13 protein-coding genes are annotated in these 15,244 nt (G+C 58.5%); 8 read left to right on the forward strand and 5 right to left on the reverse strand.

Annotated elements, in window-relative coordinates; all coding sequences use genetic code 11:
- Positions 1 to 414 precede the first annotated feature (414 nt).
- The 5 genes from NTD87_RS27775 (at position 415) to NTD87_RS27795 (ending at position 4,573) form a co-directional block, all read left to right on the forward strand.
- Complete coding sequence (locus NTD87_RS27775) at positions 415 to 933, forward strand: phage regulatory CII family protein (protein ID WP_262117356.1); 519 nt, start codon at positions 415 to 417, stop codon at positions 931 to 933.
- On the forward strand, positions 926 to 1,150 hold the full coding sequence (locus tag NTD87_RS27780; protein WP_262117357.1) for a TraR/DksA family transcriptional regulator: 225 nt from the start codon (positions 926 to 928) through the stop codon (positions 1,148 to 1,150). Before NTD87_RS27775 ends, NTD87_RS27780 begins: the two co-directional genes overlap by 8 nt.
- Complete coding sequence (locus tag NTD87_RS27785) at positions 1,140 to 3,359, forward strand: VapE domain-containing protein (RefSeq protein ID WP_262117358.1); 2,220 nt, start codon at positions 1,140 to 1,142, stop codon at positions 3,357 to 3,359. The genes NTD87_RS27780 and NTD87_RS27785 overlap by 11 nt, the downstream gene beginning before the upstream one ends.
- Positions 3,352 to 3,711, forward strand: a complete 360-nt coding sequence (locus NTD87_RS27790; RefSeq protein ID WP_262117359.1) for a hypothetical protein — start codon at positions 3,352 to 3,354, stop codon at positions 3,709 to 3,711. Before NTD87_RS27785 ends, NTD87_RS27790 begins: the two co-directional genes overlap by 8 nt.
- Positions 3,712 to 4,240: 529 nt before the next feature.
- Positions 4,241 to 4,573 (forward strand): phage holin family protein, encoded by a 333-nt coding sequence (locus tag NTD87_RS27795; protein ID WP_262117360.1) that lies wholly within the window; start codon positions 4,241 to 4,243, stop codon positions 4,571 to 4,573.
- Positions 4,574 to 4,720: 147 nt separating this feature from the next.
- Here the strand turns inward: NTD87_RS27795 and NTD87_RS27800 are convergent, their stop codons facing one another.
- Positions 4,721 to 5,455, reverse strand: coding sequence for a hypothetical protein (locus NTD87_RS27800; RefSeq protein WP_262117361.1), 735 nt, complete (start codon positions 5,453 to 5,455; stop codon positions 4,721 to 4,723).
- Between the two features lie 209 nt (positions 5,456 to 5,664).
- Between NTD87_RS27800 and NTD87_RS27805 the strand changes: the two genes are divergently transcribed.
- Positions 5,665 to 6,267: a terminase small subunit gene (locus NTD87_RS27805; RefSeq protein ID WP_262117362.1), complete on the forward strand. Its 603-nt coding sequence runs from the start codon at positions 5,665 to 5,667 to the stop codon at positions 6,265 to 6,267.
- A 122-nt stretch (positions 6,268 to 6,389) separates the two neighbouring features.
- Here the strand turns inward: NTD87_RS27805 and NTD87_RS27810 are convergent, their stop codons facing one another.
- Positions 6,390 to 6,749, reverse strand: a complete 360-nt coding sequence (locus NTD87_RS27810) for an HNH endonuclease (RefSeq protein WP_262117363.1) — start codon at positions 6,747 to 6,749, stop codon at positions 6,390 to 6,392.
- A gap of 703 nt (positions 6,750 to 7,452) precedes the next feature.
- On the opposite strand from NTD87_RS27810, the gene NTD87_RS27815 reads away from it, so the two are divergent.
- Together NTD87_RS27815 and NTD87_RS27820 are read left to right on the forward strand one after the other, a co-directional pair.
- Positions 7,453 to 8,406 (forward strand): hypothetical protein, encoded by a 954-nt coding sequence (locus NTD87_RS27815; protein ID WP_262117364.1) that lies wholly within the window; start codon positions 7,453 to 7,455, stop codon positions 8,404 to 8,406.
- A gap of 457 nt (positions 8,407 to 8,863) precedes the next feature.
- The gene (locus tag NTD87_RS27820) at positions 8,864 to 9,493 is read left to right on the forward strand and encodes a hypothetical protein (RefSeq protein WP_262117365.1); all 630 of its coding nucleotides are present in this window, start codon (positions 8,864 to 8,866) and stop codon (positions 9,491 to 9,493) included.
- Between the two features lie 208 nt (positions 9,494 to 9,701).
- Here NTD87_RS27820 and NTD87_RS27825 read toward each other — a convergent pair whose 3' ends face one another.
- The 3 genes from NTD87_RS27825 to NTD87_RS27835 all read right to left on the reverse strand — a co-directional run.
- Positions 9,702 to 9,923: a hypothetical protein gene (locus NTD87_RS27825; protein WP_262117366.1), complete on the reverse strand. Its 222-nt coding sequence runs from the start codon at positions 9,921 to 9,923 to the stop codon at positions 9,702 to 9,704.
- Between the two features lie 2 nt (positions 9,924 to 9,925).
- On the reverse strand, positions 9,926 to 14,809 hold the full coding sequence (locus NTD87_RS27830; protein WP_262117367.1) for an RHS repeat-associated core domain-containing protein: 4,884 nt from the start codon (positions 14,807 to 14,809) through the stop codon (positions 9,926 to 9,928).
- Positions 14,809 to 15,244 (reverse strand): DUF4123 domain-containing protein (locus NTD87_RS27835; protein ID WP_262117368.1); only part of this gene is annotated, 436 nt, incomplete at its 5' end. The genes NTD87_RS27830 and NTD87_RS27835, both read right to left, overlap by 1 nt.

A 15,244-nucleotide genomic window follows, 5' to 3' on the forward strand; every position in this document is an offset into this window, starting at 1 on the left:
AGCACTTTCTGGGGTGCTGCTACCTCACCAGCTTAGGCCGGATTTACCGGAGATATTTCCAGCTGAGCCCGATGCCGAAATACAAGCTGCATAGAAAAAAGGCGACCCAAGGGTCGCCCAGTTTCTCCCGATAGCATCACCACAATGCTGTTGGGTCGCGATGTCGAAAGGCGAGCACACCACATGCCGCCGACCTTCATCGCGTTTCCAAGGCTCGGAAGCCTTGGTGTTGCTGCCGTTCTTACCACAGAGCTGGCAGCTGTTGCGCCAGGGGTGAACAACGGATTGTTCGCCCCGGCACGGTGCCGGTGTTGGTCTTACGAACCTAGCCGGCGTTTGGGCCTCTCCAGACCACGCGGCAAATGTATCACCAACTTCTGTCGCGCGGCACTGGCAACTTTTAGGATTAATGCCATGAGCCGTATCGCTCTCAGTTCTCTGGAACGGGCGCAGCGGGAAATCCTGCCGCTCGATTTAGCGCTGTACCACGCCGCTCGCGATTACCCGGGCGGTGCCGCTGCCATTGCAGCCACCACCGGTCGCAACCCGACCACGCTGCAGCACAAACTGTCTCCGACCCATCCGAGTCACTCCATCAATATTCAGGAGTTCGGTGAGATCCTCGAACTGACCAAGGATCGCCGCATTCTTGATGCAGTGCATGCGCTGGTCGGCGACACGATCTGGCAGGAGCTGGCCGAGACCTACACCAACGACATGCCCGAGACCCTGACCACGGGTATCGCCGAATACTTCCGGCAGGTCGCCGACCTGGCCGAGACCTGGGCCAAGAGCATCGGTGATGGCGTCGTCACCGATCAGGAACTGGCGGCGATTCGCCTGCAGGTGTTCCGTGGCATTCAAGGGCTGCTGGGCTTGTTCAACCGCGCCACCTACGTCAACCAGACGACGCGAGGTGCCGACCGTGGCTGACATCGCCGATTTCGCCAACGACCTGGTGCAGGAACGCATCGATCAGGCCATGGCCGCGCGCAGCGCTGCCAAGGCCGAAAGCTCTGCCCATTCCTTGCTGTTCTGTGAAGCCTGTGACGATCCAATTCCGGAAGCCCGCCGCCTGGCCCAACCAGGTTGCTCGCAGTGCATCAGTTGCCAATCTCTCTCTGAGCGGGGGATTCGTCATGCTCGATGAGGTATTGGGGCAATTCGCCGACTACGGACTGGAGCCGGCGCAGCCGCTGGTGTTCGGCAAGCTGACCCGCTGCAAGACGTCGCAGGACAAGGGCAAGGAGAAGAACGGCTGGTACGTCGTTCACGAGCAGCGCACGGAGAAGGGCGACACCCTGATCTTCGGCGCCTTCGGTGACTGGCGCTCCGGTGAGACACAGAAGATCAAGGTCAAGGCCGGACGCATGTCGTCGGAAGATCGCGAAGTGATGCGCGCCCGCCAGGAAGAAGCCAAGCGCCGCGCCGCGGAAATCGCGAATAACGCTGCGCGGCGGGCCGCGAAAAGGGCGCAGGGTTTGTTTGAGCGCATGCCGACCACCGGGCGCAGCGACTATCTGGACCGCAAGCAGATCGTCGGCATCAAGGTCCGTTACGCGACGCGCACCGGCGCCGTGCTGGTGCCGATGAACAATGCTCGCGACCAGATCATGGGCCTGCAGGTGATCTTCCCGAACAAGCAGGAAGACACCGGCCGCGACAAATCCTACTGGCCGTACGGGATGGCGAAGGAGGGCGCGTTCCACTTGCTCGGTCCACACCCGGAGCCGGGCGAACCCGTACTGGTGTGTGAGGGCTACGCCACCGGCGCCAGCCTGCACATGGCGACGTCGCTCGCCGTGGCGGTGGCCTTCGATGCGGGCAACCTGTTGGCCGTGTGCAAGGCCATGCGCGAGCGCTTCGCCGGCTGCCCGTTGATCATCTGCCGCGACGATGACTGGAAGACCACCAAGCCAAACGGCGATGCCTGGAACCCAGGTGAAGAGAAAGCCAGCAACGCCGCCTTGATCGTCGGCGCCCAGGTGGTCGCGCCGATCTTCTCCGTTGAGCGACAAGACAAGTGGACCGACTTCAACGACCTTCACGTCGCCGAAGGTTTGGACGCGGTGCGCCGTCAGGTGCTGGCCGTGGTGCGTCCACCGGCTGCCGGTGGCTGGAAAGATCAGCTCGCCCGCAGTGAGAGCGGCGCCCTGATCGCGCACATGCAGAATGTCGAACTGATCCTCGCTCACGATGAGCGCTGGGCTGGGGTGATCAGCTACAGCGCCTTCAGCTCGAAGATCGTCAAGCTGCGTGCCGCCCCGTATGGCGGCGGTACCGGTGAGTGGGCCGACATCGATGACGTGCGCGTAATGAAGTGGCTCGCGCAGCAGTACAACCTGCGTGTGAAGTCCTCGCAGGTGATCGAGGCCGTCAGTGTCGTGGCTCACGACCACGCGTTTCACCCCGTGCGTGAGTACCTGAAAAAGCTGGAGTGGGACCGCGTGCCACGCCTCGAAGCTTGGCTAACCGACGTGATGGGTGTACCGGCCTGTGACTACACCGCGAAGGTCGGAAAACGCTGGATGATCTCGGCGGTGGCGCGGGTGATGAAACCCGGTTGCAAGGCCGACTCGGTGATGATCCTCGAAGGCGCGCAGGGCGCCGGTAAATCGACCGCGATGAGCGTGCTCGGCGGCGAGTGGTTCATGGACACGCCGTTTGCCCTCGGTGACAAAGACGGCTTTCAGGCGATCCGCGGCAAATGGATTGTCGAACTCGGCGAGTTGGACAGCTTCAACAAGGCCGAGAGCACCAAGGCCAAGCAGTTCTTCTCGGCGTCGACCGACACCTACCGCGAGAGCTACGGCCGCAGAACCATGGACGTGCCACGCCAGTGTGTATTCGTTGGCACCACCAACCAGGACGAGTACCTCAAGGACGCCACCGGCAACCGCCGTTATTGGCCCGTGGCCTGTACCAAGGTCGACGTGGCGTTGCTGCGCGAGATTCGCGACCAGCTCTGGGCCGAGGCCGTGTTCTGTTATGAGGCGGGGGACTTGTGGTGGGTAACGCCGGACGAAGCGCCGATGTTTGCCGAAGCCCAAGACCAGCGTTTTGTCGTGGATGAATGGGAAGGGCCAATCCTGACCTGGTTGGAAGAGTCGCAGATCGGCGAGACCGCTACCGGCAGTGAGGTGATGAGTCAGGCACTCAAGCTCGATCCGGGTCATTGGGGCAAACCCGAGCAAATGCGCGTCGGCGCGATCATGCACCGGCTTGGCTGGCGACGGTTCCGTTTGGGCGCCTTGAGCAAGAGCGGCCAGCGACCGTGGGCCTACAAAAAACCAGAGCATTGGGGCAGGGCGCCTGCGCTGCAACGGGACGAGTTCGAGGAGCCGTGCTTCGATGATTAAGGCAATCGATATGGCCCTCAAACAATGGGCGCAGGAGCTGCACAGCGACGAGGTGGCGGCCGGTTACTCGGGCGGCAACATGGTCGCGATGATGATGGAAAGCGGTGGTCAGTTGGTGCGCGGCAGGCGCGGGAGTAGGGTGCCGCTGGAGGCGTCATTGGACATCGAACGCATCGTCAAGAAACGCCTAGATCCCGAGCTGATGGCGGTGGTGCAGGTGCACTACTGTCAGCCCGATGCGCCCTTGGCTGCGCGTCTGGCGCGAAGTGGCTGCACGCGCAGCACCTACTACCAGCGCCTGCATGACGCCCACATCGTGGTCGAGCACTTCCTCCTGGGGGAAGCGGCTTGATCGTGGGCGTCCCTCTGGCTTACGCCGTCCCACCGGCCTGCCTCCGTCCCACCGCTTTTTGCTGTGGTGGGACGGGCGCAGGCCGCGTCGTTGTTGGGCTGTCCCACCGTCCCACCTTTTTCATGCCTCCCGCCCGTGTGTGCGTAGCGGGTACAGGTACGCGCGTTTACGCGCACGCGTGCTTTTTAAATTTCTCTCTTTACACGAGAAAGGAGAGATAAAAGTAGGACGGTGGGGCAAAGCCCCAATCTGCGGGTCTTTCAGACGTCCCACCTAGTTTTAAAGAGGTGGGACGCATGGGACGCCGCCAAAGCAAAAGATAGCCGAGAGAGATATTCACCGACATTCGCCAGCCGTTCACCGGGCGTCACCCACACATTCACCGGATGGCATTAAAACGGTCTTGCTGCCAGCAGAATCGATCTGTAAAAAGGAGCCATCTTCGATGGGTGCGACCGCAGAATGCGGCAGGCAACCCACCACATGACCCGGCCAATGCGCCGGGTCTTTTTGTTTAAGGGGCAGGGCAATGACGAATGAGCAACAGGCACTGGCAGAGATGCCGATCTGGTTGGTGATTGCCCTGTCCCTGGTGGGCGGCGTGTCCGGCGAGATGTGGCGCGCCGACAAGGACGGGGCGCGAGGCTGGGCATTACTGCGCCGCCTCGCACTTCGCTCTGGTGCCTGCATTGTTTGCGGTGTGTCGGCGATGATGCTGCTGTTTGGCGCGGGCCTGTCGATCTGGACCGCGGGCGCCTTGGGTTGCCTGACCGCGATGGCCGGCGCCGATGTCGCCATCGGCTTGTACGAGCGCTGGGTCGCCAAGCGGCTGGACCTCAGTCAGGCAGAACCGAAGGCATGAGCCGGGCAGGGCGCCGATTTTTCCGGGTCCTCCCCGAGGGCCGCCCCCTACACGGGTCATCGAACTCGCGGATTCTCTCTAGCTGAAACCTGCGCAGGGATGTCCGTCTTTTCAAATGGAATGCGCTAGGTTCGCAGCATTTGATACTTAGAGAGCTTTTTTGGGTTTCGCCTTCAGCAGTATTTTTCTCATCACTCGGTTTGTTCTGTTGTCGATTTTGTAGACGGTCTGGTTCGAGAGAATGAAAGCGCTTTTGGTGTCTGCTACCACGAGGTCGCCGGTAATGCGTTCTCCTTCTTTGGTTACGACGCTGTGTTCCTTGCTTATTCCGTTCGCGACCTCGATACCTGCTGCTTCACGGATGTCTTGCCTGCCTCTGTCGATGCCATGCTGTACTCCGAGGATGGGCAGTATGAAAACTACATAGAGGGCGAGGCTTCCCATCAAGCCTCTTTCGAGGAGGGATTGCCCCTTCGTTTCGTGGCTCACAAGCGCGTACATGTATGCCGTAGCCACCGCAGCGAACGGGAGCCATTGGAGAAACGGGCCGATGATGGGCACCCGATCAACCCAACTCATAACGGTGGTGAACCAGTGCACATAACCCGCAGCCAAAATCGTTGGGTTAGCCAAATCAAGTTCACCTGTCGAGATACCGAACTGCTCGAAGTAAGCGGCGAGCTCCAAGTAGCCATCGACAAAGAGAGCTGCCTGTAGGAAGAGCGCAATACCGATCAACAGCTTTAGGGCGAAGTCTTTGTCTATTGCCTTCGTAACCGGAGCTAGCGAAGTCGGCGTTTGCGGGCCTGAGCAACTTGACTGGGTGATGGTTATTGGAGTCGTCAGCTCAACTCGAATTTTCTTTTCTCTATTCCAGAACACGTTTCGTCCTTGATGCGTTGGAGGGGCAGAGGTGGAGATTAGCGTAACGAGAATGGCCCAGAAAGTGCCGGGGACCCTGAGGACTTCCAAAGGATACGGGGTCGGAAACCCGCGGGATCGTGTTAGTGGGAGGCTCGCCAGCTTACTGAAATTTCAATCCACTGAAATCTTGAAAGGATTCATTGAAAAGCCGCTGAAAAGGAGGGCCTATGAGCGCAGCCACTTACCTGTCCAAAAGCGCCTTCGCCGCGCACATCGGCCGGTCACCGAGTTACATCACCTGGCTAAAGGAAAACGGCCGGCTGGTCCTGTCTCCCAATGGCAAGCAGGTCGATGTGCTGGCCACCGAAGCACTGATCCGCGATACCGCCGACCCGAGCAAAGCTGCCGTTGCCGCTCGTCACCAGCAGGAGCGGCTACAGCGTGATGTTTACAGCCACGTCTCAGCCCAATCCGAGCCGACTAACACGGCTGCGCCGCCGCCCGCTGATCCTGCTCATGGGCAAACTCCTGACTTTCAGAAAGCGCGTGCGCATCGTGAGCATTATCTTGCGCGGATGGCGGAGATAGAGTTTCGGAAGGCGCAGGGAGAACTGGTAGAGATCAGCTTCGTGCAGAAAGCTGCTTATGAGACTGCACGTTCGCTGAATCATTCGTTGTTGAGCCTGTCACCGCAATTAGCGCCGCAGTTAGCTGCTCTGTCAGACCCATGGGAGGTGGAGAGGCAATTGACTGCCGCGTTGCGCCAGCGACTTAACGAAGCGGCACAGGTGTCTAGTGATGACTTCGGATTTGCATTGGGCGAAACCTAACAATATCGCGCTGACTGGAACTCACTCGGCTGACATTGTGATTTAGTGCCGTCTGCCGTCATTCAAACGTATCTACGAAACGCGAATTGACTCACCTATTGGTTTTTTTCTTTCATCTGGGCTTACAGATTTTCGGTTTTTGGTTCCAATTGCCTCATTTGCTTAGAGTTCAGTCTGAACTCCAGCGCTGCCTGACTTGGATGGTCTGACACGCTTTCCGGAAGAGTCAGGGGTGTTTGGTCCAGCGAAGCGTACTCGCTACATTTTCTTAGGCGTTCCGAGATCCGAATCGACAAATTCGTTGGCTCGATCCAAATCAGCCCCAGATCGAACAGGGTATGAATGTCAGCTCGTAGGAGCAGCCCGTTCGAGATCACGTCCGTCTTATCACCTTGGTAGGGGTGGATGTGCGCGGCTTCAAGTACCGGTTCGAGTTCGCATCCCGTCATGGCACAACTGCCTTTGTAGGCTTTCAGCAACATTTTCCTAAATCGAGTCTGGCCACGTCGTTGAACGATTGCGGCAGTCGTACGAGCCTGCATTGGGCGCACATTCATGATTCGAAGAAAAAGAAGCTTTGTCCGGTGTTGCGGGCGGAGAGGGTGCATGTGGATTAGTTGTACCGGAAGGTATGGCTTTCGTAAGCCTTGGTGAATGAAGGCGAATGAGCAGTGGGCCTGTCGCATCTCATGTACGCGTTAATGTACTCTCATCGCGTTAGGCTAGATGTACCTTGCACAGTAGCTGTCTGCAGCGGCGGTAGGGATACTGCCCAGCCCTTAATTACAGGAGTTCAAAATTGAATAGAAGCTCGCGTAAGACGCCCGCAAGATGGGGGGGTGTCCGGAAGATGGCGCTATTGACGTTCACACTGGTTGTTTTGGTTGGGGGGATGGCCGTCTCAGCAATTGTTCAAAATCGTGGGCTGCATGTTGAAGTAACCCCCAAACAGATAGGTTTGACGTTGCAACCAGCAGAGCAACCGAGCCCTTCTATCTCCACTTATGGCGCCGCCTCTCCCATCATCACTGCACCTGGTGCGCATGTCGTAACTGAAGCCAAAGGGCCAAACAGGCCGGCGGCTGCAGATGCCACTCCGAAGAGCGGAATATCCACCCACGGTGCGGCCTCACCAATCGTGACCGGGCAAGGCGCTGTGGTTAAATCCACTGTCGATACGCGGCCATGATGAAGGAAAAACTCCGCTGTGCGGTGATGATTTCGGTGCTTGCATTGCCTCAGCTTGCTCTGGCGCAATCCCAGAATATGCAGACCACGGGGCCGTGCTCGTCGATCGTTACCGGTGCGGGCGCATCTGTTAATAGCACTTGCATCGGCGTCACGGAAGAAGTGCTGAAGCGTCTGACCGAGACCACTGCCGTGAGCCAGAGCCGGAGGCTCTTTGTTGCAGAAGCTTGGCTCAGTCCAACTGAGATGTTCGGACAACCCAACAGTGGTAAGCAAACCGTAAATGAGCAGGTCTACATCTCAGTCCGTGTGACAAACATTACGGCGGCGCCAATTCTTCTGACGTCAGCTAAGTGGGAGATAGTGCAGGCGAGAAATCTGTCGAAAGGTGGCGCCTCATACTTCTCCAAGAACTTGTTGTGGCCTGTGATTTCGATGAGCAAGCCGATCAAAATCGATACTGGTGAACAGGTCGATGTCGAGTTCGCTGAAGGATTGGAGCTGAATGGGATGGCAAGCCGCATCCGTAAGAATCGAGAACTGGACACCGCTTATACGCTGCCTGGCAACCCAACACGGATCAACGGCGACCAATACGTCAATTGGTTCGCCGAACAAATGGGCCTGCTGTACGGCGAAAAGGCCAAGCTGCGGCTCACGCTTTATGAGGGCGACTACAAGCCTGCCGCTAGCGTTTTAGTACCACTTACCCAGGGCGTGGACTTCTTCTACCACGGCGAGGCGGTGGACCAGAAAGGAAACGTTCAGTACGCGCCGCGCCTGGCTTACGACGCTCTCCTGGGCCAATACCTCGAAATGCGTGAGAAGATGGAGCCAGGGTTTAGTATTAAGACTCCGCCGACGAGGGTGATCGAGGTGATTCCCGATCCTACCGTGTGGGGTAAGCAAAAGTATCGAGATCTCGGAGTTCAAGAGCAACCGGAGGAGTAACGTGATGCCTTGGGGGGTTTAAGGATTAAGTTGCCAGATATCTGCAGCAGATGCATTCGGTCTGGTTGCCCAGACTCAAAGCTGAACCTCATGATGATGGTCCGCTCGCTCCCATGAAATTCACTCAGAAAATTCCTGTCGCCCAACGTATCGTGAAACCCTCTGCAGTAATCGATAACTGCATCGGCAGTGACCCCGCGCTTCTAGCCATGGCATGAATGACCACCATTAGTAGCTTGCCGACTCCACGATTTCGGTAGGAGCTCTAGACCCATCTCTATTTTGGGCTACTTGCGGAGATCTTTAGGATTCCAGTAACCTAGCAACTGGCACATTCGGTAGGTGCCCGCCGTCCACTCTGGCGAAGCAATAGCGCTATCGTGATTTCACCCGTTTCAAACCAACCCTGTATTGGGTTCTCGTAGTGGACAACAGGCCCAGCCTTTGGAGGCTGACTATGCAACACACCCTTACTTTCGCTGACGTACAAAGCGTCAAGCGCCTCGCGAAGCAACTCAAACAAGTACATCCTGAACTGCCTCACGGTAAGCGGCTCGACCTTGCCGCGGCTGAGCTTCTCGGTGTTCGCAACTATCACGAGCTGAACCGCCGGTTTCAGGCAGTGATCGATCAGTACCTGGATTCACCAAGTGGTCCGAATGCGGTCGCGCATTGCCTGTACTGTGACTTCCGATTCGCTGCTGATCTTAAGGACGATCAGAGGGAGCACCGCGAGAATCATGAACGGATCATGGAGGTCCACGAGATCACTGGCTATCGCCCGGGTACCTACGTGGAGCGCGAAACCTTGAAAAAGGATGGCCACACCAAGGCGCGCAGTGCCGGCCCCCTGGAAGATCGTATTGAGGGGGCACTGTTGATTTTGCGCGGATGGTTTGATCGTTCATATCACAGCGCTATCGAAGCAGGCCAATGGCGTAAGCACCCTTCCTTCGAGGTATACGTGGCCATGATGGTCCCGTATATCGAAGAGTTCCTTCCTGAACTGGCTCCCTCTCTGGCGCAGCGCTACGGTCGTACTCCTGGCGTGATTGCTCACGGCCAGACCAACTGGCCGCTGCAGTAACATGCAAACAGAGCCCAGCTTCGGCTGGGCTTTTTCGTTATGGAAAGATGCTTTCCGGGCTGTGTTCGCTGATAAGCCTCGCCGACAGGGCTATCAAAACTTGCCAGGGGGCATGCTATTTGAAGTCTGCTGAAGAGGCAGCACCATCAAACTGCTTGATTGATGCTTCCGCTCCTTCCTGGCTGAAGACCTTAGGTCGGAGAGTGCTCTACCCATACATGTATAAAAGGTCGTCGATCAGCTCAAGCTCTTGCTGCGTGTATTGGACCTTGTTGTATTGTCGAATGTCCTCAAGCACACCCCTGATCGGGACTTGCCGTGAAGGATCTTGAACGATTTCGATCAAACGGTCGTAATCGGGATCTCTACCCTTGAGGTATTTTTCGATCAGTTCTTTGAGCGCTACGCGGGCCTGTAGATCGGTTAGCACTGTTACTTCTCCGGCAAGATAGTGACTTCATCCACTTTGATAACAGTGGGATTACCCGGTTTCGGGATGAGTTGCTGCGCACCACCCGTACCGTACTCAGGGTACGCTTTGGTGAACGGCTCCAGGTTCGGACCTTTGCCACCGAGCTCGTATGGCACTGTAGCGTTGGGCACACCATCTTTGTAGAGTTGCAGCGTGTCAAACTTCAAGCGCAGACGCCCATCACTCCACGCCGGATCCGGGTCAGCCGCGGTAACGTGCTTCGGCGCTCGTACCTGGAAAGCTTCCGTTGCGGCGTCTCCGGTCTCAAATTTTTCGAAACCAAAATACGACAGTCGTGCTTCCTGAGTGTTGATCGTGTTCTGCGCGTGAGTGTTTACGGTTCCGTCAGCATTCTTGTAGCCCATGTATCGGTACCCCGTCGCAGGCAAGGTCGAGTCCGGTCCGGATGGTCCGACATAGAAGTCGGGCTTCGACTCGATGACCGCCGGTGGGGTGACGTCTCCAGTCTTTACGCTGGAGTCTGCGAGGGTAGGGTTAGTGTTTGGAGACGATGATCCTCCGGGCTTGGGACAGTTCGCAGAGGGTTTCAGCGGTGCCTTCTTGGCCACACCGGAAACAGCTTTCGTAATCGCCCTGAACATCAGACCAAGCGGGTCTACCCAGCCAGTAGGATTGGGTGCGTATTGGTAGTTGTTTAGGCCACCTGCAAGCTTTACCGGGTCTGGGGTCAGAAACCGTCCTGTACTCGGGCTGTAGTAGCGGTGGCGGTTGTAGTGAAGTCCTGTCTCTGAGTCGAAATACTGGCCTTGAAAACGTATCGGGTTATCGATCTCCGCGACATCCAGCGCAGCCAGGTTGCCATAGGCTCGATACTTGGCCGACCACATGATCGCACCGCTGTAATCAGTGAGCTCCTGTGGCGTGCCCAAATGATCGAGCTGGTAGTAGAACGGCTCGGCCTTGAGCGGGCCTTCGCCGTTGAGCATGGCCAGCGGGCGGAAGGTGCCCGGTTCGTAAATGTAGCTGCGGTAGCGGTTGTCGGCGCTTTCGGCGATCAACCGTTCGCCTTGCCAGAGGAATTCGGTGGTGTGGCCATCGACGGTTTTGGCGATACGGCGGCCGAAGGCGTCATATTTGTAAGTTGCGGTGCTGCCGCCGGGCAGGCTGACGCCAATCAGGCGGTGCTGGCAGTCGTAGCGGTACTCGGTGACGAGTTTTTGCCCGGTGCCGCGACGTTCGCGGGTCAGGTTACCGTAGGCGTCGTAGTCGTAATGGCGGTCGCCCTGCATCAGCAGGCGGTTGCCTTTGACGTTGGCCAGGTTGGCGGCGGGCTGGTCGCCTTGGCCCAGGAGGTTACCGGCCGGGTCGTGGGCGAAGGTTTCCGGGGTGCTGCCGCGCACGTTGATCAGCCGGTCGAGCGGGTCATAGTGGTAGCTGCGATTGCCTTTGCGGCTGTCATCGATGCCGGCGAGGTTGCCGTTGGCGTCGTAGGTGTAGCGGCGCTGGAACAGATTGCGATCTTGTTGGCTGACGCTGTGCGCCTGCAACCGGCCTTGTTCGTCGTATTGGTATTGGCTGAGCAGCAGGCCTTGCTGGCGTTGCTGCTCGCGGCCAGCGCTGAACTGGTGGGTGGTCAGGCGCGAACCGTTGAGGTCGATGCTGCTCAAGCGGCCGCCGGCCTGGTGGCGGTAGTCGAGCTTGCTGCCGTCGGGCAGGCGGCAATGGCTCAATTGGCCGAGCGTGTCGTACTCGTAACGCAGGGTGCCCCAGCCCTGATGCTCGGTGATCAGGCGGTCTTGCAGGTCGTACTCGTAGGCGAGCGGCCAGTGGCCGTCGTCGACGTTCACCAACCGGCCGAGGGCGTCGTAGCGGTAGTGAATGGCTTCGCCATCGGCCAGAGTTTTCACCAACAAGCGGCCAGCGGCGTCGCGTTGGTATTCGGTGATCAGTTCGCTGCCGTCATCGCCGAATTCGGTTTTCTTCAGCAGTTGGCCGTTGAGGTCGTATTCGTAAGCGGTGCGGCGGCCATCGAAACCGGTTTCCTGCTGGATCAGACCGTTCGGGTAGTAATCGAGGTGGTAGTGCTCGCCACGTTCGTTTTCGATCTCGCTGAGCAGCAGTCGCGAGTTGTCGTAGCGATAACGCAGCTGGCTGCCGTCCGGGTTGATGCGGCGGCTGACCAGATGCAGGCCATCGGCGTATTCGTAGCGGGTGACGCGGCCCAGTTCATCACGTTCGGCGGTGACGCGGCCATAAGGGTTGTAGCTGAAGGCACGGGTGGCGCCACCGGGCAGGGTGATTTGCGCGAGGCGGTTGGCGTTGTCCCATTGGTATTGGGTGATGGCGCCGCTTTCGTCCTGACGCACAGTCTGCCGGCCGAGGGCGTCGTAGCGGTATTTGCGCTGACCACCGTCCGGCAGGCGCTCTTCGAGCAGTTGGCCGAGGTGGTTCCAGCCCAGTTGATGGCGGCTGCCGTCCGGGTGGCGGATTTCCAGCAAGCGGCCCTGGCGGTCGTAGTTGTAGTGGGTGGCGTTGCCGTCCGGGTCGATCTGTTGGGTGATATCGCCTTGGTGGTTGCGTTGGTACTTCCAGACCGAATCGCCGCGCTGGACTTCACTGACGAAACCATTGTTGTACTCATAGGCTGTCAGTTGATCTTCCGGGGGAATGACTGCCGTCATCAGCCCGTCTTCGTCGTATCGGTATTCGGTGATCGCACCCAGCGGGTCTTTTTCGGCGATCAAGCGACCCTTGTCGTCATAGGCCTTGAGGAGTTCGGCACCGTCGGGATCGACTTTGCTGACCAGCCGCGCCTGATCGTCGTGCGTGTAAACCTCTTCGCTGCCGTCGGCATTGGTCACGGTGACGCTGCCTTTGTCGTCCCAGGCATAACGTGCATCCATCTGCGAGAAGTTTGCCCAGTGGTGAATACAGCGCGCTGACTTGCCTTCCTTTTCCCATTCCCAGTAGAAACTCGCGCCGCCAGCCAGTTGCCGCTCGAGGATCACATTCTGATCGTTGTAGGCGTAGCGCTCGGCTTCGCCGGCTGCGTTCTTCGCTTCGATCAGGCGTTGCTGGGCGTCATAGCCATAGGTGACGACGGTCTGAACGGTACTCCAGGCGTCTTCCAGGTTGTCGGCAGGGCTGAACTGCTGATAGTCGACGGCGATGATGTGCTTGCGGTCGTAACGCAGGAGAAGGGCACGACCGGCACCGTTGTCGATCCGCTTGATTCGGCCATGGATATCGCGGGTGATGTACAGGCGGTTATCGTAGTTGTCGCTGATGGCGATCAGCGTTGCGCCCTTGCTGTCGTAGCGAAAGTGGTAGAACTGGGGGCGTTCGCCGGCCTGAGCGAGAATCAGCTCTGACGGGTCGTCACCGAGGAAAATCGCAGCCCGGGAAAGGTTGTTAGTGATGGCCGGACGTTGTTCGCTGGGCATCGGGAAGCTGATGGCGCGGTTTTCATGGTCGGTCCAGATCACTTCGTCGCCATTGATCTGCACCCGCTGCGCCAGCGCGTGGCTCCAGCCGTAGCCCAGGCCGCAGTCGATTTCAGCGGCACTGGTGCGGTACAGACGTGTCCAGCTAAAGGGCAGCAGACCGTCGAGTTGGCCATCGGTCAGTGTCAGTAGCTCTTCACCAGTGACCATTGAGACCGGGCAATTGTTGGTGCAGGTATTGGCCGCTGAATCAGCGCTTTTGTTGTCGGGCGTTTTCGCTTGTTTGGAAGCGTCGTGACCAGCTTTACCTTTGGCTTTGCCCAGCTTGCTGTTGCGCTTCCCATCAAAACGCAGTTGCGCCAAACCGTTCTTCATCTGAGCGGTTACACCACGCGCTGCAACTGCGGTGTACTTCTCGACGTACTCCATGAAACCTTTGATGATCTTGAACACGGACTCGACAAAACCGGTCACGGCCTTGATGACGATTTCGCCGTAATTTTTCAGCCGCGCTGCGAGGTATATGACCCCCGTACCTTCCGCCGCAATGGTCAGTACTATCGAAATCACGATATCGATCGCGATCCCGACGACGGCTGCCGTGGCCACTTTCGCGGCTTTGCCAGCCATCTGTGTCGGCGGCAAACCGGCCAGCCAGATGAGGGCGCTGCGCACCATCAGGAACAGGGCGGCCTCGTCGCTGGCGAGCAACATGGCCTTTTTCATGACGTCGGGCGCTTGCAGGGCCAGGTCTTTCAGTTTCTGGGCGCCAGCCCCGAGGTCTTTTGCGAACTTTCCTGGATCTTGCAGGATATCGAGCACCAGGCTGATCCCGTCCCACACCCCCTTGATCGCCTCCCAACCGCCTTCCAGGATGCCGTTGCCGACTGCCATGGCGGCAGACGAAGCGGACTGGGTCGCCCATTGAGGTTTGAACCCCGCCCACTCCTTGCGCAGGAAACCTTCCAGTTGCCCAGTCAGGCCGTCATAGGACTTGAACAAGGTATCGATCTGAGCCGGTGTCACTTCATTGTGAACCCGGATCTTGTAGAACTTGCCCGGCACACCACCGGTCCAGCAGGCTTTGCCCTTGGCATCCAGTTTGACTTTGCTGACTGCACCACCTTCCACCGCAACGATTTCGACTTCGATGTCGCCGATCGGGATGTCATAGACCGACTCGAATTTGCTTTCGATCAGCAGCGGCCCCTTGAGCGGGCACTGGGCCACGTTCGAGAAGTCACCGTCGGTCATGGTGACCGATTTGCTGGTGTTTCCGACCTTGAGCACCCGCTCCATGCCCAGCAGCGAGGGCATGTCAGTCGCCCGGCTGACCTTGTCGGCCGCTTTGGCGTACCAGGTTTGGGTTTGCTCGCGGTACAGCGTCAGGCTGTCCTTGAAGGTACTCAGTTGGTTGTCGACGTAGGCAACGCGATCCATCAGCCTTGCTCCAGAATCAGGTGGTTTAGCAGTGCTTCATTAAGGGGTTTCGGAGCATCGGGGCGGCGCACGAAATGGGCGACTTTGTGCCTGAGGTTGCTCTCGGGATAAGCGGCGTAGATGTCTGGGCGTTCCTCGCTCAGCCATTGCATCAGGTTGTCGATCAGGGTCGATGGGTCTTTGGTCGCGAGGCGATCCAGCAACCCCTGTGGCACTTCCCACCACGGCCACGCCTTGGCCGGCGGCACGCCGCGGGCGCCGACTTCCAGGCTTTGGCCATTGATCAGGTAGCGCTCGAACACCGGCAGAATTTCACCGGCCCCGGCGCCGAGGCCTTCAAGGATCGGGTAGATATGCCGCCCATCCCAGAAGCGGAAAAACACCTCGCTCCCATCCGGCATGCGCACCTGGGTCAGGCTGCGCAGGTGTTCGAAC

The organism is Pseudomonas sp. 6D_7.1_Bac1, assembly GCF_025465945.1.
Classification (GTDB): Bacteria; Pseudomonadota; Gammaproteobacteria; order Pseudomonadales; family Pseudomonadaceae; genus Aquipseudomonas.